Genomic DNA, 21,733 nt, shown 5'->3' on the forward strand with positions numbered 1-21,733 from the left:
ACGTAGAACCAGTAGGCGAACTTCTTGCCATCGGGCGAGATCCGCGGGTCGTACGGGCCGGCGAACTCGGGGAACGCCGGATCCGACCCGATCGCGCCGATCGGCGCGTTGAGCGCGCGGCCGCTGCGATCCAGGCGCGCGAGCTGCTTTCCGTAGAGCGCGCCGATCGTCCCGTCGTCGGCCTGCGACGGCGAGCGGTAGGCGCCCGACCCCGACGTCAGCTGGTAGCCGGCGGCGCCGTCCGGCGAGATGAGGTGCAGCTCGCCGTCCTTGGCGTAGACGATCGAGCCGGCGGCCGCCGGCGAGGCGGCCGCACCGGCGATCGGGAGCCCCCCGCGTCATCGGCCCGGGGAACGGTCTCCTCTCTCCACCCACGGGATGAGACCGGGGTCATCCGCGATGAGGACTCAGCAGCCGCCGGCCGCGCGGACGCGAGCGCGGTACTTGCGCGCGTACTTCCGCGGGAAGTCGCCGTGCGTCTGGCGCTTCAGGCGCGCGACCCGCTCGTGGTGGTACGGGCTCGAGAGGCTCTCGGCGTGGCCGATCACGTTGCTCAGCTTGATGCTGAACCGGCACCGAAGCCACCGGACGAGCCGCACCGAGGACCGCATCTGGGCCCGCCGCCCCAGGACCTGCCCGTCGGACGTGCCGACGTGCTCGATGCCGATCGAGGTCCAGTTCAGCCCGACCGTGTGGCGGCACATGATCGAGAGCGGGACGAGCTGGTAGATCGTCCCGTCCTTGTCGACGATGAAGTGCGCGCAGACGCCGGGGCGCTCGTGCAGCTCGACGTCGGGCTGGTTCGCGGCGAACGTGTTGAACGCGGACGAGAACGTCGACGACGCCGTGTAGTGGACGACGATGACGCGCGGATCGACGAGCTTGTAGCGGCGCAGCCCGTAGTGGCGCTCGGAGTACGCGCGCATCTGCCGCTTGCGATCGGCGCCGAACGGGATCGGCTTGCTGACGATCGCCGGCTTCGGGGGGATGTCCGCGAGGAGCATCGGCTCCAGCCTAGGAGCTAGCCTCGCGCGGAATGCGCACGCGTCGCCGAGCGCTCGCCTTCCTCCTCGTGGCGTTCCTCGCGGGATGCGGCGGCGAGCCGGAGGGACGGCTCGTCCTCATCGGCGACTCGCTCGCGGTCGGCATGGAGAGCGACGTCGAGGATGAGCTCGACGGGTGGGACGTCGACATCGACGCGCGATCCGGGCGCCCGCTCGCCGAGGGGATGGAGATCCTCGCCGACCGCGACCCGCCCTCGCAGCCGACCGTCTTCGCGTTCAGCCTCTTCACGAACGACCCGCCGATCGACGTGCCACAGCTCGAGCAGGCGGTCGGCGCCTCGCTCGACCACGCCGGACGCGAAGGCTGCGTCGTCTGGGCGACCATCGTCCGCCCGCCCGTCTTCGGCGGTACGTACGACGCCGCCAACCACAAGCTCCGGCAGCTCGCGGCCGAGCATCCGCGGCGCATGCAGCTCGTCGACTGGCACGCGGCCACCGAACGGCAGCCGTCGTGGCTCAAGGACGACCGGATCCACGCCACGCCCGAGGGCTACGAGGAGCGGGCCAAGCTGTACGCGGACGCCGTGCGCCGCTGCGACGCGGCTACCAGGTGAAGTCGCCGGCCATCACCGGCTGCAACGCGTCGGCGGCCAGCTTCGAGCCGTCCTCGTTGAGGTGGATGCCGTCGGATTTGCGGACGATCGTCTTCTCGCCCCCGACGTCCATCGTGTCGCGGTACTCGAAGTCCGGCGTGAACAGCCGGACCATGTCGACGACCCGCACCTGCGCCCGGTACGGAGCGGCCGCGGCGGCGATCGCCGAGTTCACGACGCGCGCGATCTTCTGGCGGTCCGGGTCGCGCGGCGCCGGCAGCGTCAGCCAGTAGACCCGGCCCGCGCCCGCGCGGCGGTAGGCGTTCATCATCGCCCGCGCCCGGTTCGCGTAGATCGCTGCCCACGCCGCCGAGCAGCACTCGACGTCCTTGCCGTCCGGCCCGGGCATCGGGAAGCCCTCGTTCGCCCCCATGAACATCACGACGGCGTCGTAGTCGTTCTTGGCCTGCTTCGTCGAGAGCTTGCCCCAGTCGAGCAGGTCGGTCTTCGAGATGCCCGTCCCGATGTGCGGGTCGCGCGTCACCTTCACGCCCTTGTCGGCGTAGCGGCGCGCCAGCTCGGAGTCGAGCGGCTGCGACAGCGAGTCGCCGGTCACGAGCACCGACTTCAGCGCCTTCTTGGCCGCCTGCTGACCGAGGTCGCCGGGCGAGAACGCATCGGCGGTCACCGGCGGGATCCCCTGGCCGCCATCGGCGGGCAGCGGCGCCGCGACGTTCTGGAACCCGCCCTCGTCGCCGAGCTCGTCGTCCGGCGACAGCCAAGCGGTCGCCTCCTGCGTCGCATCGTGGAACGGCAGCCGGTCGCCGACCCAGCCGGCCGGCTTGCCGACGGCGAGCACCGTGGTCCGGATGACGCCGGGCTTCATCTCCTCGCCCGAGTTGCGGATCGACGGACCCGTGAGCAGGAGCAGGATCAGCCCCATCACCCCGACCGCCAGCAGGAGCTGGCGAACGCCGAAGCGCCGGGCGTGGGACAGGTCGATGATCGCGCGCGGTTCGTCCATGTGGGGTCAGAAGCGGAAGTAGATGAACGGGGGGACGCCCTGGCTCGGGACCGTCGCCGCGACGAGCACGACGATGACCGCCAGAGCCGCGCCCAGCGCCACCGGATTGGCCTGCTGGACTCGGACCTGCAGCCAATCGAACGGCTTGGACGGCACGACGTGGAGCCCGATCGTGACCGCGGTGACGAGCACCACGGGCACGGTCCACAGGGTGGCAGGTCCGAAGTCGAGCAGCTGCGCGAACACGTCGCCGGCGTCCGCGAGGCTCTGGGCGCGGAAGAAGACCCAGGCCAGGATCACGATGTGGAACGTCAGGAACCACGCGAGCCACGTCGGCAGCGTGATCTTGCCGCGCGCGAAGTGCTCCACCGCCTGCGCGGCGCCGTGGATGCCGCCCCAGATGACGAAGGTCCACGCCGCGCCGTGCCACAACCCGCCCAACAGCATCGTGATCATCAAGTTGCGCGCGGTGAAGAGCTTGCTGCCGCGCGAGCCGCCGAGCGGGATGTAGAGGAAGTCGCGCAGGAAGCGGGAGAGCGTGATGTGCCAGCGCCGCCAGAACTCGCGGAAGCTCTTGGACCGGTAGGGCCGGTCGAAGTTGTTCGGGAAGACGAAGCCCATGAGCAGCGCCAGCCCGATCGCCATGTCGGTGTAGCCGGAGAAGTCGCAGTAGATCTGCGCGGCGTACGCGTAGACCGCGAGCGCGACGTCGGCCGAGTGGTACTGCCCGGGGACCGCGAAGACCGGGTCGACGACCTCGCGGGCGAGGAAGTCGGCGATCGCGATCTTCTTGATCAGCCCGAGCGCGATGAGCCACATGCCGGCGCCGATCGGGATGTCGCGCGGGTCGCGCGGCTTCTCGAGCTGCGGCAGGAACTCGCGGGCGCGCACGATCGGGCCGGCGATGAGGTGCGGGAAGAAGCTGAGGTAGATCGCGACGTCCAGCACCGGGGACGGCTCGATCAGCCGGCGCTTGACGTCGACGACGTACGAGATCGCCTGGAACGTGAAGAAGCTGACGCCGACGGGCAGCGCGATCGTCAGCAGCGGCAGCGGGAGGCTCAGCGAGACCTGGTCGAGGACGCGGTCGATGTCCTCGACGAAGAAGGCGTAGTACTTGAAGACGCCGAGGACGATGAGGTCGAGCGCCACCGTCGCGCCGGTGATCCACTTGCGCCGCCGCTCGTCGTCGGTGCGGTGCACGAACCGCGCCCCGATCTGGTTGCCGACCGTGACGACGCCGATCAGCAGGCAGAACTTCGGGTTCGCCGACGCGTAGAACAGGTAGCTCGCGACGACGATGAAGACCTTCCAGACGTGCTGGCGCGGCATGAGCGCCCAGGACAACGCCAGGACGACCGGGAAGAAGATCGCGAACTCGACGGTGGGGAACAGCACGGCGACGACCGAGGGTACGAGGCGGGTCAGCGGACACCGCCCGCCTCCCCCGGCCTACCGCTTCTTGAGCGCCGAAGGCTTGTGCACCGCCTCGCCGCCGCCCTTCTCGCTGCGCACGAGGTACTGCGGGTCGTCCTTGGACGCCTTCACCTTGCGCCCGCCCGCCTCCGTGTCGCTCGTGATCTTCTTCACGACGACGCCCGGTGTGTCGTTCGAGCCGTGCGACGACCACACGACCTTGTCGCCCTTCTTGAACTCATCAGCCATGCACCGGGTCCTGCCCGGCCGGCGCTAGCCCCCGTTCGAAGCGGGCGCGTAGACGCGGTTCGGTTCGCCGCGCAGCGCGGTCGGGGCCGGGAGCGGCGTGCCCTGCGCCGTCGCGCCGGCGAGGACCGGCAGGACGAGCTTCGAGGGCTGGGCGCCGCCGAGGCCGACCGTGTTCCGGGTCTTTCCGTCGTCGACCGTGGCGAAGTCCCAGCGCGGGCGGTCGCCGCCGGGCGCCGTCAGGGACACGCGGATCCGCGAGCCCGCCCGGAACGCGTGGGCGACCGGGAAGACCGGCACGCGGACGAGCGAGTACGCCGTCGGGGACAGCGGCGCCGCGTCGCGCTTGAGGTGCGTCGGCACCGGATCCAGCGACGTGGAGCGCCGCAGGTCGAGCTTGCGGTGCGACGCGCGCAGCCAGCCGTTCTGCACGTAGGTCTCGTTGCCGTCGGGCCGGATCTCGCTGAGCGTCACCTGCAGGTCGGTGTCCTTCGCCGTCGACTTCACGTAGACGTCGAAGCTCGACGGGCCCGCGATGACGACGTCCGCCGCGAGCGGCTCGGTCGCCCACGCGAGGCCCTTGCCCGCCGCGACGGGAGCCCAGGTGTAGGGCGGCTGCGCCTTCCACGCGTCCGCGTCGCCGTCGCCCGGCAGCGTCTGCTTGGGCCGCGCGGACGGATCGGCGACGTACTCGGCGCTCGTCGCCTGGCCCGGCACCGCGGCGGTGAGCGCGCCGCCCGGCGCGAGGAAGAAGCCGACCGGCTGCGCCTGGCGGATCGGCCAGGCGTCGTAGCCGAGCTCCCACGCGGCGCCGAGCGCGCCCGTGCCCGCGGGGCCCGCCCCGTTGTCCATGAGCAGCCGCACGCGCGGGTCGCGCTCGAACGCATCGCGCGCCGCCGCGGCGCTCGGCATGCCGGCCAGCCGCGACTGCTGCACCTTCGACGCCGGCGCGCCCGCGACGACCTGGTAGAGCGTGTCGCCCAGGCCGAGCACGCCGTCGGGCACCCGCGGCACCTCGTCGGCGACGTAGAGCTTCAGGAACTCGACCCAGCGCGTGATCGCGTCGGGCCCGAGCGAGTCGACGTGGACGCCGTTCTGCAGCGTGATCCACACGCGCTTGTTCCGGCTCAGCTCACCGAGGCTGCGCGCGAAGTGCCCGCCGGTCTGCTCGTCCTGGAACGAGCCGACGAGGAACACCGGCACCTGGATGCGGCTCATCCACGCGGCGCCCGCGCGCTGGTCGTGGAGCTTCGGCGTCCGGAACGGGTTGTCCCGGCTCATCGCGACCGCGTTCTGCGTCTGCAGCCGCAGCCGCTGGTTCGCGCGGCAGTGCTTGTCGCGCTTGGCGAGGATCCGCGCGTACGGCTGGCCGCCGGCGGGCGCGGGCTTCGCGTCGGCCATGCGCTCGGCGATCCACGAGAGCGCGAAGCCCTTGTTGAAGATGCCGCCGGGGTAGCCGGTCGCCGAGTACGTGTCGTCGGTGACCGACAGCGGCGTGATCGCGGCGAGATGCGGCGGCCGCGTCCCGCCCACGAAGAGCTGCGTGATCCCGGAGAACGAGATCCCGACGAGCCCGACCCGGCCGGCCTTGACCCACGACTGCGCGGCGACGGTCTCGACGGCGTCGTAGCCGTCGTAGGTCGTGGGCAGGTCGAAGAGGTCGAACGCGCCGCCCGAGCAGCCCGACCCGCGCATCTGGACGCTCACGGTCGCGAAGCCGAGGAGCGGCGCCAGGGCGGAGCCCACGAACGTCCCCGACGCCGGCGCGAGCGGATCGGACTTGCCGCTCGCGATCGACTGCAGCAGGTCGTTCGGCGCCGCGACCTGGTAGCCGGAGTACTCGATGACGGTCGGGAACGGGCCGTCGGAGAGCTTCTTGCCGGCGGGCAGGCGGACGGTCATCGCCAGCTCGACGCCGTCGCGCATCTTCACGTAGTTGAGGCCCTGCTTGAGGCGCTTGCGCAGGTAGAACGCGGCCGGCGGGTTCTGATCACGGCGCAGGACGCGGAAGCGCTTCGTCAGGCGGCCGCCGACGCGCATGCGGTAGCCGGCGCCGGGCCGGACGTCGCGGAAGATCCGGCTGCCGAGCCGGTCGGCGCGGCCGGTGCGCAGTACGCCGCCCTTCGGGCCGACGAGCTTGACGAGCGTGTGGCGCTTGGCGCCGGTGACGTACGCCTGGCCGATGGACCCGTGGGCCTCGACGGCGGCGGAAGCGGTGGTGGGAGCGGCCGCGACGGCGAGCAGCGCGGCGAGGAGGGACAGACGGGCGACCATCGATCGCCGAACGTACAGGACGCTCAGGCGGCGCGATCGATGTCGGCGAACGCGCGGTCGAGCCGGTCGAAGGCCTCGTTCATGACCGCCGTCACCCGCGTGCGCACCGTGCGGACGGTGCGGCCCTCGGCGAACGCGGTGCGCAGCACCTCGTCGCGCAGCTCCATCACCGCGGCCAGCGACGCCGCGAGCGCCATCACGGCCGGATCGCGCTCGTCGCGCCCGAGGTCGTCCGCCAGCACCGCGCGCAGCTGGTGGTGCAGCTCGCGGCCGATGATCAGGCGCCGCGCGGTGAGCGCCGGCGAGGCGTCCTGCGTCGCGAGGAAGCGCCGGAAGGTCTCCTCGCCCGGCTCCCCGCCCAGCCCCCAGCCGCGGCGGCGGAACGGGACGAGGTTGTCCACGAGCAGGTGGCGCATCGCGCCGATGAGGGTCTCCCCCGCCGCCCGCCCGCGGATGCTCGCCTCGATGCTCGCGCGGATCTCGCCGACCCGGTCGAAGTAGAGCTCCTCCTTCGACCCGAAGTGGTTGAAGATCGTCTTGATCGAGACGTCGGCCGCCTCGGCGATCTGCGCCAGCGTCACGGCCTCGAAGCCCTGCTCCATGAACAGCCGCGTGGCGACGTTGGAGATCTCGCGCCGGGTACGCGCCTTCTTGCGCGCACGCAGGCCGTTGCCGAGTTCGGTGGGCTCCGCTGCCATCGAGCTCCAGTCTATCGGATTTAAGTTCAGCCGTGGGAGAAGTTCAACGGTTGAAATGTTCTACCCGCTGTGGTTCCATGAGCGGCGTGTCCACCCCTCCGACCACCACCTACGCGATCGAGGCCCACGGCCTCGAGAAGAGCTACGGAGAGACGCGCGCGCTGCGCGGCGTCGACCTGGCCGTGCCCGCCGGGTCGGTCTGCGGCCTGCTCGGCCCCAACGGCGCCGGCAAGACGACGGCGGTCCGCGTCCTCACGACGCTGACGGTCGCCGATGCCGGCACCGCCCGCGTGGCCGGCCACGACGTCGCGACCGAGCCGCAGGAGGTCCGCCGCCGCATCGGCCTCACCGCCCAGGACGCGACCGTCGACGAGCTGCTCACCGGCCACCAGAACCTCGTGATGATCGGCGAGCTGCACCACCTCGGCCGCGCGGCCGCCAAGCGCCGGGCGACCGAGCTGCTGGAGCAGTTCTCGCTCTCCGACGCCGCCGACCGCCTCGCGCGCGACTACTCCGGCGGCATGCGCCGGCGGCTCGACCTCGCGGCGACGCTCGTCTCCCACCCCGCGGTGCTCTTCCTCGACGAACCGACCACCGGCCTCGACCCGCGCGCCCGCAGCGAGCTATGGGGCGTGCTCGAGTCGCTCGTCGACGGCGGCACCACGCTGCTGCTGACGACGCAGTACCTCGAGGAGGCCGACCGGCTCGCCGACGAGATCGTCGTCGTCGACCACGGCCGCGTCATCGCGCGCGGCAACGCCCGGTCGCTGAAGCGCGAGGTCGGCGGCGAGCAGCTGCTCGCCGTGCCCGCCGACGCCGAGGCGCTGCCCGCCGTCGCGGCGATCCTCGAGCGCGCGACCGGCCACACCGCGACCGTCGATCGCGGCACCCGGCACGTCACCGCACCAACGGAGGCGGGCGTCGCGTCGCTCGGCGCCGTCGCGGCGGAGCTCGAGCAGGCCGGGATCACGGTCGAGGACCTCGGCTTGCATCAGCCGACGCTCGACGACGTGTTCCTGACCCTCACCGGCACCGGCATCGACGCCGCCGAGCCGGCCGAACCCGAGGAGGCCCTGCGATGACCGCCGCGCTCGGCGACGTCTGGGTCCTGACCCGGCGCAACCTCTGGCACCTGCGCCGCGAGCCCGAAGCGCTCGCCGACGCCACGTTCCAGCCCGTCATCTTCGTCCTGCTGTTCGCGTACGTCTTCGGCGGCGCGATCGAGGCGCCCGGCGGCGGCAGCTACCGCGAGTTCCTGATCGGCGGCATCTTCGCCCAGACGATCGTCTTCAGCGGCACGTTCTCGGTGGCGATGGCCATCGCCGGCGACCGCAAGAACGGCGCGATGGACCGCTTCCGCTCGCTGCCGATCGCGCAGGGCGCGGTCCTCGGCGGCCAGGCGGCCGCGAACCTCCTCAAGGCGTTCGTGCCGATGGCGCTCATGACGGTCTGCGGCCTCATCGTCGGCTGGCGGATCCGCGACGGGTTCCTCGACGCGGTCGCGGCCTACGCGCTGCTGTCGGTGTTCTGCTTCGCGATGATCTGGGTCGGCGTGCTGCTCGGCAGCGCGCTGTCGACGCCGGAGGCGGTGCAGGGCGTCGGGTTCACCGTGATCTTCCCGGTGACGTTCATCGCGAGCACGTTCGTCCCGGCGAACACGCTGCCGGGCGTGCTCGAGACGTTCGCCGAGTGGAACCCGGTGTCGACGCTGGCCGACTCGCTGCGGATCCTCTTCGGCAACCCGCACGCGGCGGCCGCCGCCGGGGATCCGTGGCCGGTGCATCACCCGATCGCCTACACGCTGCTGGCGTCGCTCGCCGTGATCCTCGTGTGCGCGCCGCTGGCGATCCGCCGGTTCCAGCGGTCGATCAGCGACTGACCTCGAGCACCGCGGCGCCCTCGAGCCGGCCTGCCCGCAGGTCCTCGAGGGCGTCGCCCGCGCGCTCCAGCGGGTACGTCGTGACGTGCGTGCGGATCGGGATCCGCGGCGCGAGCTCCAGCAGCTCCTCTCCGTCCGCCCGAGTCAGGTTGGCGACGGAGCGCACGACTCGCTCGCCCCACAGGTCGGCGTACGGGAAGGACGGGATGTCGCTCATGTGGATCCCGCCGCAGACGACCGAGCCGCCCTTCGCCACCGCGCGCAGCGCCTGCGGGACGAGCTCGCCGGCCGGCGCGAAGATCAGCGCCGCATCGAGCGGCTCGGGCGGCGCCTCGTCCGTCGGGCCCGCCCACACGGCGCCGAGCGACCGCGCGAACGCCTGCGACGCCGCGTCGCCGCGCCGCGTGAACGCGAACACGCGCCGGCCCTCGTGGACGGCGACCTGGCAGACGATGTGCGCCGCGGCGCCGAAGCCGTAGATGCCGACGGTCGCCGGATCGCCCGCCAGCCGCAGCGTCCGCAGCCCGATGAGCCCCGCGCACAGCAGCGGCGCGGCGTCGAGGTCGCCGAAGCCGCCGGGCAGCGGCAGGCAGAACCGTTCGTCGGCGACCGCCAGCTCGGCGTAGCCGCCGTCGAGGTCGCGACCCGTGAAGCGCGCGTGGTCGCAGAGGTTCTCGCGCGCCGTCGTGCAGTACCGGCACGTCCCGTCCGTCCAGCCGAGCCACGGGACGCCGACGCGCGTGCCGTCGTCCACGCGCGTGGCGACGATCTGGTGGCCGGGGATCAGCGGGTACCGCGGCGCGTCGAGCTCGCCGTCGAGCAGGTGCAGGTCGGTCCGGCAGACGCCGCACGCGTGCACGCGCAGGAGCACCTGCCCCTCCCCCGGCTCCGGATCCGGGACCTCCGCGAGCCGCAGCGGCCGCCGCGGACCGTCGAGCAGCATCGCCCGCATGCCGCGGAGTCTCCCACCGACGTCCCGTTCGAACCGTCGCGTAGAGTGCGCGCGATGCGGGAGGGACCCTGGCGCCGCCGGCGCAGTTCGGCATGACGCCGTTCGACGACACCGGCGTCTCCGTGACGCTCGCGGCGACCCTTCCGGCCGCCCCCGAAGGCTCCCTCGAACCCCCTTCCGCCACCCCGCCGCTGCGCGTCGCGTTCGAGCTGACGATGCTCGAGCTGAACCGCACGGGCGGCGCGCGGACCGCCGTCGAGCTCGTCTCGGCCCTCGAGCGCCGGCGCGATGTGGACCTCGTCCGGATCGCCCACCGTGCGGCGCGCAGCGGGCTCGGCCGGCACCGCATCGTCCGCGGCGTCTCTCGCGAGGCGACATGGCTGACGCGCGGAGCGGCGAGCGCCGCCCACCGGAGCGGAGCCGACGTGCTGCACCTGCCCGCGTCGATGTCCGTCCCGGCCGGCGGCCCCCCGGTCGTGATGACGATCCACGACACCTTCCCGTGGGAGCGGCCCGAGTGGTGCTCGGTCGCCCTGCGGGCACAGCACCGGCTCCGCGTCACGCCCGGGCTGCGGCGCGTCGCAGCGGTCCTCGTCCCGTCACGCTGGACGGCGGAGCGCGTCGTCGAGCGCCTCGGGATCGACCCGGAGATCATCCACCTCGCGCCCTTCGCCGCCGCACCTCGCTTCTTCGAAGAGGGACCTCCCTCCGGTCTCGCGCCGGCGCTCGCCGCCTCGCGGCTCTTCGAGCCGCGGGCGGAGGGACGTCGATCCGTCCCTGTCCCCTACGTCTTGGGTGTCGGCACGGCCGGGCCGCGGAAGAACCTTCCGGGCCTTCTGGCGGCGTTCGACGCCGTCGTGCGGGCCGGGCTGCCGCACCACCTCGTCCTCGTCGGCACGCCGGCGCCGGCGCCGCGCCGGTTCGCCCGGATGCTGGAGGCCGTCACGCCGCCGACACGCGCGCGCGTCCATGACCTCGGCTGGGTCGGCGACGACGACCTCGCCTCGCTGTACCGCGGCGCCGACGCGTTCGCGCACGCCGCGCACGCCGAGGGCTTCGGCCTCCCCGTGCTCGAGGCGATGGCGTCCGGGACGCCGGTCGTCGCCCTCGCCGGCGGCAGCGTTCCGGAGGTCGCGGGCGACGCGGCCGTCTTGGCGGATCCGGCGGTCGACGGCGCGCTCGCCGACGCGCTCGTCGCCGTCCTCGAGGACCGTTCGCGCCGCGAGCAGCTCGCCCATCGGGGGCGCGAGCGCGCCGCGAGCTTCAGCTGGCACCGCACCGCGGAGCTGACCCGCCGCGCCTACACCGCCGCCCTGGTGGGAGCGCGGGCGTGAGCATCGACCTCGACACCACCGCCGCCACCGGCGTCACGCGCGCCCCGGGGCCCGCCGGCAGCGTCTACGACTCCGCTGCCCGGGCCCGCCCGCTCGTCGACGAGGTGGGCAACCTCTGGCGCTACCGCGGCCTCCTCTCCGTCCTCGTCCGCCGCGACATCGTCATGCGCTACAAGCGCTCGCTGCTGGGCGTGTGGTGGACGCTGCTCGATCCGCTGCTCACGACCGCGGTGCTGTGGCTCGTGCTCAGCCAGGTCTTCAAGTCGACGATCCCCGGCGTGCCGTACGTCGTCTACCTCTACTCGGGCGTGCTCGTCTTCCGCTGCTTCGAGCAGGCGACGATGACCGTCGGGCACTCGCTCGTCGACTCGGCCGGGATCCTCAGCCGCGTCCACGCTCCGGCCGAGGTGTTCAGCATCTCGGCGGCCATCGCCGCGGGCTTCAACTTCGCCGTCGGGCTCCTGCCGCTGCTCGTCCTCGTCGTCGCGCACGGGATGCCGGTGCCCTGGACGGTCGTGCTCGTCCCCATCCCGATCGTGTGCCTGCTGCTCGCCGCCGCCGGCCTCGGGCTCGTGCTCGCCTCGGCCGCCGTGCGCTTCTTCGACGTCCTCGCCTTCGCGACGGTCGGCCTGTTCCTGCTGGGCTGGCTGACGCCGACCTTCTATCCCCTCGACGCGGTGGGCGAGCGGTTCCGGGTGATCATCGAGGCCAACCCGCTGCACCACGTGCTGCTCGTGTTCCGCGACGTCGCCTACGAGGGCGAGATCGCGCCGTGGTCGTCGTGGCTCGTCTGCGGCGCGTTCGGCGTCGTCGCGTTCGTCGCCGGCGCGTACGTCTTCAGCCGGTCGTGGCGGACCTCGGTGTCGATGCTGTGAGCGAGCCGGCCATCCAGCTGCGCGACGTCTCGCTCGCCTACCGGCTGCCGCGGCATCCGTCGTCGAGCGTCAAGGAGTTCGCGATCCTCTCGCTCAAGCGGCAGATCGCCTACGAGGAGCTGTGGGCGCTGCGCGACGTCCACCTCGACGTGCACCGCGGCGAGCTGCTCGGCATCGTCGGACCGAACGGCGCCGGCAAGTCGACGCTGCTGAAGATCATCGCCCGCGTCCTGCCGCCGACCCGCGGCCGCGCCGTCGTGCGCGGCGCCGTCGTGCCGATCATCGCGCTCGGCAGCGGCTTCCATCCCGAGCTGACCGGCCAGGAGAACATCGTCCTGCACGGAGCGATCCTCGGCCGCTCGCCCGCGTGGATGCGCCGGCGCGCGCCGCACATCGCCGAGTGGGCCGGCGTCGAGGAGTTCCTCGACGCGCCGATCCGCACGTACTCGTCCGGGATGCTCGCGCGGCTCGCGTTCGCGATCGCCACCGACGACGTCCCGGAGGTGCTGCTCATCGACGAGGTGCTGGCCGTCGGCGACGAGGCGTTCCGCCAGCGCTCGTCGGACCGCATCGACGAGCTGATGCGCGGCGGCGCCGCGGTCGTGCTCGTCTCGCACGGGCTCGAGCACATCCGCGAGGCCGCGGACCGCGCGATCTGGCTCGACCACGGCCGGATCGCCGCGGCGGGCTCCGCCGGCGAGGTCGTCGACGCCTACGCGGGAGCGGTGCGCGCATGAGGGTCGGGATCGTCAGCACCTGGGACACGCAGTGCGGCATCGCGACGTACACGCGCGCGCTGCGCGAGCACCTCCTGGCGCTGGGCGTCGAGGCCGACGTCGTCGCGGTCGACCGCACGGAGGTCAAGTACCTCGCGCGGCGCGAGCTGCGCCCCTACTTCCGCGACGTCGCCGACCGCCTCGACGACTTCGACGTCGTGCACGTCCAGCACGAGCACGGGATCTTCGGCGGGTCGCACGCGCTGCCTGTCTCGGTCGGCATCACGCGCGACTTCCTCGACCGGCTCGCGCGGCGGCGGCGCGACCGCCCGGTCGTCGTCACCCTGCACACCGAGCCGCTCGACTCGTTCGGACCGCCGACCAGCGGCTACGCGCTGGCGATGGGCGCCGCCCAGCGGTTGCACTGGAGCCTGGCGATGGCGCGGACGTTCCGCCGCCACGCCTCGCTGCGGGCGATCGTGCACACGCGCGGGACGCGGCGCGCGTTCATCGACAGCGGCATGCCCCCGGAGTCGATCGCGGTCGTCCCGCACGGGATGCACCTGCCCGCGGGCGGCCCGCCGTCCGACGCCGAGCGCGCGGAGGCGCGGGAGCGGCTCGGGCTGCCGCCGCAGGCGGTCGTGCTCGCGCAGTTCGGGTTCCTCGCCGCCTACAAGGGCATCACCACCTCCGTCGAGGCGCTGCGCCACCTCGACGACCGCTTCCGCCTCGCGGTCCTCGGCGACGTGCACCCGCACGGCGGCGACGAGACGCTCGAGCGCGTGCTCGAGGCGCTCGACGACGACGCCGCGCCGGCACGCAGGCCGATCGCCGGACGCGTGCACATCCAGGGCTGGGTCGAGCCGGAGGAGCTGCGCGACTGGCGCGCGGCCGCGTCGATGGTCCTCGCGCCGTACGAGCCGGTCAACGGCTTCTCGTTCTCAGGCGCGCTGACGTGGGCGTTCGGCGCGGGCGTCCCGATCCTCGCCTCGCGGATTCCCCCGTTCGTGGAGGTCCAGGAGGAGGCGGGCTGCTTCGCGCTCGTCGCGCCCGGCGCGCCGCGTGAGCTCGCGCACCGCGTGCGCCAGCTCGACGCCCGTCCGGAGGTGGCGCGCACGCTCGCCGAAGCGGCGCGGTCGCACGGCGAGCGCTGCAGCTGGCCGCGCGTCGCCGAGCGCCACGCCGAGCTCTACGCGGCGGCCCTCTCCGGGGCCGACCAGCCCGCCGCCTCGCGGACGTGGTCGTTGACGTCGTTGCGCAGCGCCCGCAGCGCCTCGGCGATCAACGGGTCATCGAGCAGCCACGACGGCGCCCCGCGCAGCCGCAGCGCCAGCAGCTTCCGGTAGGCGCGGAACGGCGACCGGGCGACCTGCAGCACGCGGTCGACCTGGTCGTGGCGGCTCAGCGGCTCGCGGATCTTCCAACCCCGCAGCTCGGCGTCGCCCTTGATCGCCAGCACGTCGTCGGACGCGTCGGCGAGGAAGACGTCGGGGCGGATCGGGATCAGCAGCGGCTCCTCGGCCGGGTCGATCAGCAGCAGCCGGTAGCCGAGCTCCTCGAACGTCGCGAGCAGCTCCTGCACCGAACTGCCCTGCCGCTCGAGGCCGGGCACGTTGACCTCGAAGACCACCGGCGGAGCGTCGGGCGCGGCCAGCAGCTCGCGCATCCCGTTCACGGCGCCCATCTCCGAGCCTTCGATGTCCATCTTCACGAGGTCGGCGCGGTCCCAGCCCGCTTCGGCGAGCAGCGCCCGCACCGTCCGAGCCGGCACGCGGACGCGCCGCGCCGGCTGCAGCTGGGGCTCGAGCGGCGCGTCGCCCTTCAGGAAGCTCCAGCCGAACGAGCAGACGAGCTCCCGCTCTCCCTCCTCGGCGGCGAGCGCGGCATGGGCGACGCGGACGCGATCGCCGAGGCCGTTCCGTGCCGCCGACGACGCGAGCAGGCGCGCGTGCTCCGGATGCGCGTCGACGGTGAGCACCTCCGCCCCGCGCGCGGCGGCGACCAGCGCGAACGTCCCGACGTGGCCGCCCAGGTCGAGGAACCGGTCGCCGGGCTTCAGCAGCGTCCGGACCATCCGGTTCGGCGCGAAGCCGGGCTCATCGTCGCGGGTCTCGAGCTCGCGGACGACGACGTCGGCGGGCCCGGCCGGCAGCTCGATCTCGAGGGTCGGGCCTCCGTCGACGCGGATCGTCGTGACGCGCTCGGGCGCGCCGGCGTCCTCGTCGCCGCCGGCATCCTGCCCCGGCGCCGTCTCGTCGGACCAGTCCGCGGCGTCGCGCACCATCCCGACGGGATCGAGGACCAGCCGCCGCAGCGCCGCGGCGACGCGGGCGTCCTCGCGGATCGGCGCCGGCGCATGCTCGAGCGAGCGCGCCGCGTGCCAGCGCTCCGTCGCCGCCTCGTGATGGCAGCCCGCGAGGATGCGCTCGACCAGCTCGTCGTCGCCGAACGGCTCGATCGTCAGGCCCGCGCGCTCCAGCCGCTCGCGATCCGCGACGGCGACGATCGTGGCGACCGCCTCGGTCGTCGGCGTGCGCCCGTCGAGCGGCACGAGCCGGTCGGGGCGGCGCCAGTCGACGAAGAACGTCTCGAGCCCGCGCGCGGCCAGCGCCTTGCGCAGCTCGCCGACGTCGTGGGCGTACCAGCTCAGGGCGTGCGCGTCGGCCTCGATGACGAGAACGGGCGTCGCATCGAGGCCGGCGAGCGCGGCGAGCTCGAACCCGTTCACGGTGACCTTCACGACGTCGACGGGGCGGCCGGCGGCGAGCGCGTCGCCCCGCACCGTCTCGATCAGCTCCGAGCGCCGGACGTCGTCGACCTCGGAGACCTTGCGGACGTGGCTCCAGGGGCCGCACGGGCTGAACTCGATCCTGCCCGCGCGGTCGGCCGCCGCGGCGCGGACGACGGTGACGCGGTCGCCGAGCCCGCTGGCCTCGGCGCTGCGGCGAAGCGCGGTCGCGGACGCCTCGTCGGCCTCGACGGCGATGACCTCCGCGCCGCCGGCGGCCGCGCGCAGCGCCGTCGTCCCCAGGTGCGCCCCCAGGTCGAGCAGGCGCCCGCCGCCCTCGGGCAGGAACCGCAGCACGGTGTCGGGGAGCACGCCGCCCGGCAGGACGCCCTCGCGCAGCTGCTCGGCGACGGGATCGCCCTTCAGCTCGGTCACCGCCCAGCGCAGGCCGCCGGCCTCCGCGGTGTGCACCGCCGTCTCGGCCTCATGCGCGGGCGGACGGGCGGCCGGGCGCACGCCACGCGCGGCGGCGAGGCCGCGCTGCAGCCAGTCGCCGCGCCCGCGGCGGCGCACGGCAGCGTTGCGGCGGCCCGCGATCCAGCCGCCCTGCTCGGGCAGCTCGGGCCGCGGGACCTGCGAGTACGGCGGCTTGCCGACGGCCTGGAAGACGTCGTACCGGGTCCAGTCGACGAGCGCCAGCGCCTCCTCCGGCGTCTTGCCGTCCGCCTCGATCAGCCAGCGCGGGTGCAGCTCGAGCATCAAGTTGGGCGTCGTGCCGAGCACGCGCTGCGCCCCCGCCAGCACGCGCGTCTCCGCGCCCTCGACGTCGATCTTGAGCAGGTCGGGGCGCTCCGCGGCGAGGTCGTCGAACGTGACCCGCTCGACCTCCACGTCGTCGAAGTTCGCCAGGCCGAAGCGCGCGTCGCGCTCGCTGAAGCGCCCGCTCCCCGCGACGTCGCCGACCGCGGCGCGATGCGCCGTCACGTTCTCCAGCCCGTTGAGGCGCGCGTTGAGCTCGACGAGGTCGGAGCCGATGAGCGACGGCTCGAACGCGTGCACATGGCCGGCGGGCCCGACGAGGCGGGCGTAGAACGCGCTCAGGACGCCGTGGTGCGCGCCCGCGTCGAAGACGACGTCGCCCTCCCGGGCGAGCTCGAGGTCCACCGCGACCTCGAACTCCCCGCAGTACACCGCCGTGGCGATGACCCGGTCCGGGTCCTCGTACCAGTGCATCGCGTTCTCGTTCGCGATCAGCACGTCGACCGTGAAGCCGCAGAGGCGGTGCCGGACGACGTACGGCTCGGCGAACGGCTGGTGATGCGCCGGCAGCCCGGCGTAGCGTCCTGCGCGCCGGCGCGCGTCGAACTCGGCGAGGACCTCGGCCTGGCGCGCGTCGGGCTCGACGCGGACGATCTGCGGTACGACGGTGGTCACCGGCGCACCCTAGACGGCTAGGCGGCCAGCTGCTCCTCGGGCGCGGGGGCGGCCGGCGGGGCGGCCGCGAAGCGCGGCGTGAAGCGCATGCCGTCGGTCAGGGGACCGTGCCGCATGAGCCTGATGTCGCGCAGGTAGTTCTGGTGGATCCGCCACGGCGCGCGGGCCGCCTGGCGCGGGAAGTTCGCGATCGCGCGCTGGACGTAGCCGGACGTCAGGTGGCTGAAGAGCACGTCGGTCGGGACGTCGCCGGGGCCCGGCGTGGGCGTCGCGACGGCGGCGCCGCGCTCGTCCATGTGGGCGAGCAGGCGGCAGACGTACTGGCAGATCAGCTCGCACTTCAACGTCCACGACGCGTTCGTGTAGCCGACCGACAGCGCGAAGTTGGGCACGCCGCCGACCATGAAGCCCTTGTAGATGAGCGACTCGGCCGGCGTGACCGCGTGACCATCGACCTCCAGCTCGATGCCGCCCAGCGCCAGCAGCTGCAGCCCGGTCGCGCTGACGACGACGTCGGCCTCGAGCTCCTCCCCGGAGCGGAGGCGGATGCCGGTCTCGGTGAACGTCTCGATGTGGTCCGTGACGATCGACGCGCCGCCGCTCGAGACCGCCTCGAACAGGTCGGCGTCGGGCACCAGGCACATGCGCTGGTCCCACGGGTCGTACGGCGGTGTGAAGTGCTTGTCGACGTCGAAGCTCTCGGGCAGGTGGCGCCCGGCCTCGCGGCGGATCATCCGCGCCATCCGGTCCGGCCAGCGGCGGCTCGCCTGGAAGATGCCCATCGTGAAGAGCACGTTCTTCCAGCGGACGATCGGGTGGACGACGCGGTCCGGCAGCCGGCGGCGCAGGGCGGCCGCGATCGGGTCGACGCCGGGCAGGGCGACGATGTAGCTCGGCGTGCGCTGCAGCATCGTCACGTGCGCGGCCTTCTCGGCCATCGCGGGGACGAGCGTCACCGCCGTCGCGCCGCTGCCGATCACCACGACGCGCTTGCCCTCGTAGTCGAGGTCCTCGGGCCAGTGCTGCGGATGGATGACCGTGCCGCCGAACCGCTCGGCGCCGGGGAACTGCGGCGCGAAGCCTTCGTCGTAGCGGTAGTAACCGGTGCAGCTGAGCAGGAACGAGCACGTCAGCGTCCGCGTCTCGCCGGCGTGGTCGACCGTGACCGTCCAGCGCTGGTCGGCCGACGACCACGACGCGCCGGTGACCTTGTGGCCGTAGCGGATGTGCTCCTCGACCCCGAACTCCGCGGCGGTCTCGTGGATGTACTCGAGGATCGACGGGCCGTCGGCGATCGCCTGGTCCGATGCCCACGGCTTGAACGAGAAGCCCAGCGTGTACATGTCGGAGTCCGAGCGGATGCCGGGGTACCGGAAGAGGTCCCAGGTCCCGCCCATGGCGTCGCGCGCCTCGAGGATCGCGTAGCTCTTGCCCGGCAGGGCGCGCTGCAGGTGGCAGGCGGCGCCGACGCCGGAGAGTCCGGCACCGACGATCAGGACGTCGAGGTGCTTGGGCGCGCTCACGGGGACAACCGTACGGGGTCTCGGCGGCCGAGTCGACACTCCGTCAAGTGCGATCCCTCACAGAGTCTTGAACGACTCGCGGTCAACGTCAGCGCAAGTTGCCGCGATCCGGTGCGTTGTCGACCGCATGCACCGACGCTCGCCCCTCGTGCTCGCCGCTCTTGCGACGAGCCTCGCGATCGCGCCGGCGGCCCATGCGGCGAACGTGCCGCTCCTGCCCGCCGTCGCTCGCGGCCTGGATGCCGCGGACCGGACGAAGACCATCTGCGCGACCGCGCCGGCCACCGGCCGCGGCCTGGACTCCGCCACCTACAAGGCGCCCATGTCCGGCTTCGTCACCGTCCGCCTGCGCGGCACCGGCGATTGGGATCTGCGCGTCCGCGACGCCGCGTCGCGCCGCAGCCTCGGCGCCAGCCAGGGCTTCGGCGGCACCGAGCTCGTCCAGACCTGGGTGACCGCAGGGCAGAAGCTCGTCGCCGACGGCTGCCGCCGCAAGGGCGCCGGCCGCACCGCGCGCGTCAGCTTCACGCTCGCCGACGTCAAGCCGCCGTCCGCTCCCGCCGGCGCGCCGATGCTCGTCCGCGTCCATGGCGACGGCAAGCAGATCCAGGCGCTCGAGGAGCGCGGGTTCGACGTCACCCACAACCAGCGCCCCGGCTGGGCCGACGTCGTGATCCTCGGCTCCGACCAGCTCGCCGAGCTGCGCGAGACCGGCCTGCCGTTCGACGTCCGCATCGCCGACCTGCGCAAGAGCTTCGCGAAGTCGCGCGCCGCCGATGCCGCCTACACGAAGCGCGTCGGCAAGCTCGGCTCCCCGCTTCCCTCGGGCCGGACCGAGTACCGGTCCTACGAGGACTTCCAGGCGGACCTCAAGAAGCTCGTCGACGAGCACCCGGATCGCGTGCGGCCCGTCGTGATCGGCAAGACCTTCCAGGGCCGCGAGATCACCGGCGTCGAGATCGCGAAGGACGTCAACGCCAACGACGGCCGGCCCGTCTACTTCCTCATGGGCGAGCACCACGCCCGCGAGTGGCCGTCGGGCGAGGCGGCGATGGAGTTCGCGGCGATGATGGCCACGCAGGCCGACGACCCGCGGATCGCGCGGCTGCTCGCGACCGAGCGCGTCGTCGTCGTGCCGATCGTCAATATCGACGGCACGATCGCCACGAAGCAGGCGTTCGACCCGGTCGACCAGACCGGCGTCGACCCCGAGGGCCTGCTCTCCACCGTGGAGATCATCGGCGGCTTCGGCGGCTTCAACGCCTACCGGCGCAAGAACTGCGACGGCGAGATCTTCCCCGCCGAGACGCCGTGCGAGCTCACGTGGGGCGTCGACAACAACCGCAACTACGGCAACGCGTGGGGCGGCCCCGGCTCGAGCCCCGACGTCTCGTCGCAGAGCTACCACGGCCCCGGCCCGCGGTCCGAGCCCGAGACGCAGGCCGTGTGGAACTTCGCCCGCACGCACCACGTCACCACGCTCATGACGCTGCACACGGTCGCGGCGCTCGTCCTGCGTCCCCCCGGGCTGCACGACGGCGGCCTCGCGCCGGACGAGGCCCGCATGAAGGAGATCGGCGACAAGATGGGCGACGTCGCCGGCTACACGTCGCAGTTCTCCTGGCAGCTCTACGACACCGCCGGGACGACGGAGGACGACACCTACGCGGCGACCGGCGGGTACGGCTACACGATCGAGATGGGCCCGCCGAACGGCAACTTCCACGAGGCCTACGAGACCGGCGTCGTGAAGGAGTGGACCGGCGACAACGACCACGCGAAGGGCCGCGGCGGCCTGCGCGAGGCGCTGCTGATCGCGGCCGAGGCCGCGGCGAACCCGGCCGACCACGCGGTCGTCCGCGGCTCCGCTCCGGCCGGCAAGGTGCTGCGGCTGAAGAAGTCGTTCGAGACGAAGACGAGCCCGTACTGCTCGAAGGGCATCGAGCCGGTCCTGAATGTCGCGGCGCTGCCCGAGGGCGGCATCTGCCCGCAGACGTCGGATCCGCAGACGCTCAAGGACACGATCGACACCACGACGGTCGTACCGTCGAGCGGGTCGTTCGAGTGGCACGTCGGGCAGTCGACGCGGCCGTTCGTCAACGGCGGCGCGACGAAGGAGGAGACGAAGGACGATCCGACGCCGCTCGCCGAGATGGAGGGCGCGCCGTCCGACCCCACGAGCGAGGTCGACCAGGAGTTCACCGTCCCCGAGGGCACCGTCGCCGACAAGCTCCGCGTGACGCTGACGCCGACGCTGCCCGAGGACTACGACATCGAGGTCTTCCGCAAGGAGGCCGACGGGTCGCTGAAGTCGGTCGGCACGTCGGGGAACATCCCCGGCGAGAGCGAGGAGGTCCTGATCCAGGAGCCCGCTCCGGGCACGTACGTCGTGCGCGTGGCCTACTACGCGGCCGCGACGGGCGCGTACAAGATCACCGTCACCCGCGTGGTCACGACCCGCACGGTCGATCCGGGCACCGGCAAGGAGGCCTACGAGCTGACCTGCGAGAACCCGGACGGCACGGTCCTCGAGAGCCGCCAGCTCATCATCGACCGCGGCCAGACCGTGGATCTCTCCCTCGGCTGCGGCCAGGCTCCGTCGACGTTCGCGAACGGCAGCACGCTGCCGAAGACGATCGTCGCGAGCACGGCGCCGAAGCGGAAGCTGCGCCTCGGCCTGCGGCTCGCGTCGAAGAAGCTCCGCAAGGGCCGCGTCGCGCTGCTCGTGACGTGCCCGAAGGCCGCGAAGGCCCCGTGCCGCAACGGCGTCGTGCGGTTGGTCGGCAAGGTCGGCGGCTCGAAGGCCCGCACCTTCGCCCGCTCCCCGTTCCGCGCCGCGGCGGGCAAGTCGAAGGTCGTCCGGGTGAAGGTGGGCAAGAAGGCGATGCGCAAGCTCGCCGCCCGCAAGCGCCTGTCGATCTCCGCGGTCGCCACTGCCACCGCCGGCAAGAGGAAGCTCGCCGGCGCGCGGAAGCTCACGCTGCGCAAGTAGCGGTCACCAGCTCACACCCCAGCCGCTCATGAGGGCCGCGTTCCG

The 21,733-nt window shown here is 73.0% G+C and carries 16 protein-coding genes and 1 pseudogene; 8 read left to right on the forward strand and 9 right to left on the reverse strand.

What is annotated here, in order from left to right; genetic code table 11:
• Positions 1-407: 407 nt before the first annotated feature.
• Positions 408-1,004, reverse strand: a complete 597-nt coding sequence (locus tag AC1UE4_RS08855; RefSeq protein WP_482916856.1) for an N-acetylmuramoyl-L-alanine amidase — start codon at positions 1,002-1,004, stop codon at positions 408-410.
• A 32-nt stretch (positions 1,005-1,036) separates the two neighbouring features.
• Between AC1UE4_RS08855 and AC1UE4_RS08860 the strand changes: the two genes are divergently transcribed.
• Complete coding sequence (locus AC1UE4_RS08860) at positions 1,037-1,618, forward strand: SGNH/GDSL hydrolase family protein (RefSeq protein WP_482916857.1); 582 nt, start codon at positions 1,037-1,039, stop codon at positions 1,616-1,618.
• Here the strand turns inward: AC1UE4_RS08860 and AC1UE4_RS08865 are convergent.
• From AC1UE4_RS08865 to AC1UE4_RS08885, 5 genes are read right to left on the reverse strand one after another with little or no spacing between them, the layout of a single operon-like run.
• A complete protein-coding gene (locus AC1UE4_RS08865) occupies positions 1,608-2,621 on the reverse strand; it encodes a DUF459 domain-containing protein (RefSeq protein WP_482916858.1) in 1,014 nt (337 codons plus the stop codon). The two genes, AC1UE4_RS08860 and AC1UE4_RS08865, sit on opposite strands and share 11 nt — an antisense overlap.
• A 6-nt stretch (positions 2,622-2,627) precedes the next feature.
• Positions 2,628-4,019 carry an MBOAT family O-acyltransferase gene (locus AC1UE4_RS08870; RefSeq protein ID WP_482916859.1) on the reverse strand — a complete coding sequence of 464 codons (1,392 nt, stop codon included), beginning with the start codon at positions 4,017-4,019 and terminating at the stop codon, positions 2,628-2,630.
• Positions 4,020-4,073: 54 nt separating this feature from the next.
• A complete protein-coding gene (locus tag AC1UE4_RS08875) occupies positions 4,074-4,286 on the reverse strand; it encodes a hypervirulence associated TUDOR domain-containing protein (protein ID WP_482916860.1) in 213 nt (70 codons plus the stop codon).
• A gap of 24 nt (positions 4,287-4,310) precedes the next feature.
• Positions 4,311-6,557 carry a CocE/NonD family hydrolase gene (locus AC1UE4_RS08880; protein ID WP_482916861.1) on the reverse strand — a complete coding sequence of 749 codons (2,247 nt, stop codon included), beginning with the start codon at positions 6,555-6,557 and terminating at the stop codon, positions 4,311-4,313.
• 23 nt (positions 6,558-6,580) lie between these two features.
• Positions 6,581-7,255: a TetR/AcrR family transcriptional regulator gene (locus tag AC1UE4_RS08885; protein WP_482916862.1), complete on the reverse strand. Its 675-nt coding sequence runs from the start codon at positions 7,253-7,255 to the stop codon at positions 6,581-6,583.
• Positions 7,256-7,332: 77 nt separating this feature from the next.
• Here AC1UE4_RS08885 and AC1UE4_RS08890 point away from each other — a divergent pair, with 77 nt between their 5' ends.
• Both AC1UE4_RS08890 and AC1UE4_RS08895 read left to right on the forward strand, forming a co-directional pair.
• Positions 7,333-8,337 carry an ATP-binding cassette domain-containing protein gene (locus tag AC1UE4_RS08890; RefSeq protein ID WP_482916863.1) on the forward strand — a complete coding sequence of 335 codons (1,005 nt, stop codon included), beginning with the start codon at positions 7,333-7,335 and terminating at the stop codon, positions 8,335-8,337.
• Positions 8,334-9,134 (forward strand): ABC transporter permease, encoded by an 801-nt coding sequence (locus AC1UE4_RS08895; protein ID WP_482916864.1) that lies wholly within the window; start codon positions 8,334-8,336, stop codon positions 9,132-9,134. Before AC1UE4_RS08890 ends, AC1UE4_RS08895 begins: the two co-directional genes overlap by 4 nt.
• On the opposite strand, the gene AC1UE4_RS08900 is transcribed toward AC1UE4_RS08895, so the two are convergent.
• Positions 9,124-10,086 carry a zinc-dependent alcohol dehydrogenase family protein gene (locus tag AC1UE4_RS08900; RefSeq protein ID WP_482916865.1) on the reverse strand — a complete coding sequence of 321 codons (963 nt, stop codon included), beginning with the start codon at positions 10,084-10,086 and terminating at the stop codon, positions 9,124-9,126. The two genes, AC1UE4_RS08895 and AC1UE4_RS08900, sit on opposite strands and share 11 nt — an antisense overlap.
• A 92-nt stretch (positions 10,087-10,178) precedes the next feature.
• Here AC1UE4_RS08900 and AC1UE4_RS08905 point away from each other — a divergent pair, with 92 nt between their 5' ends.
• The 4 genes from AC1UE4_RS08905 to AC1UE4_RS08920 are packed head-to-tail and all read left to right on the forward strand — an operon-like array spanning position 10,179 to position 14,357.
• Positions 10,179-11,420, forward strand: a complete 1,242-nt coding sequence (locus AC1UE4_RS08905) for a glycosyltransferase family 4 protein (RefSeq protein WP_482916866.1) — start codon at positions 10,179-10,181, stop codon at positions 11,418-11,420.
• Positions 11,417-12,295, forward strand: a complete 879-nt coding sequence (locus AC1UE4_RS08910) for an ABC transporter permease (protein WP_482916867.1) — start codon at positions 11,417-11,419, stop codon at positions 12,293-12,295. Before AC1UE4_RS08905 ends, AC1UE4_RS08910 begins: the two co-directional genes overlap by 4 nt.
• Positions 12,292-13,032, forward strand: a complete 741-nt coding sequence (locus tag AC1UE4_RS08915; protein ID WP_482916868.1) for an ABC transporter ATP-binding protein — start codon at positions 12,292-12,294, stop codon at positions 13,030-13,032. Before AC1UE4_RS08910 ends, AC1UE4_RS08915 begins: the two co-directional genes overlap by 4 nt.
• Entirely contained in the window at positions 13,029-14,357 is a 1,329-nt protein-coding gene (locus AC1UE4_RS08920) for a glycosyltransferase (RefSeq protein WP_482916869.1), read from the forward strand. Before AC1UE4_RS08915 ends, AC1UE4_RS08920 begins: the two co-directional genes overlap by 4 nt.
• 203 nt (positions 14,358-14,560) lie before the next feature.
• Here AC1UE4_RS08920 and AC1UE4_RS08925 read toward each other — a convergent pair.
• Positions 14,561-16,972, reverse strand: a pseudogene (locus AC1UE4_RS08925) (FkbM family methyltransferase); the annotation flags it as partial.
• A 218-nt stretch (positions 16,973-17,190) separates the two neighbouring features.
• A complete protein-coding gene (locus AC1UE4_RS08930; RefSeq protein WP_482916870.1) occupies positions 17,191-18,696 on the reverse strand; it encodes a flavin-containing monooxygenase in 1,506 nt (501 codons plus the stop codon).
• Positions 18,697-18,823: 127 nt separating this feature from the next.
• Here AC1UE4_RS08930 and AC1UE4_RS08935 point away from each other — a divergent pair, with 127 nt between their 5' ends.
• Positions 18,824-21,688 carry a M14 family zinc carboxypeptidase gene (locus tag AC1UE4_RS08935; protein ID WP_482916871.1) on the forward strand — a complete coding sequence of 955 codons (2,865 nt, stop codon included), beginning with the start codon at positions 18,824-18,826 and terminating at the stop codon, positions 21,686-21,688.
• Positions 21,689-21,733 lie beyond the last annotated feature (45 nt).

This window comes from Parviterribacter kavangonensis, assembly GCF_056863335.1.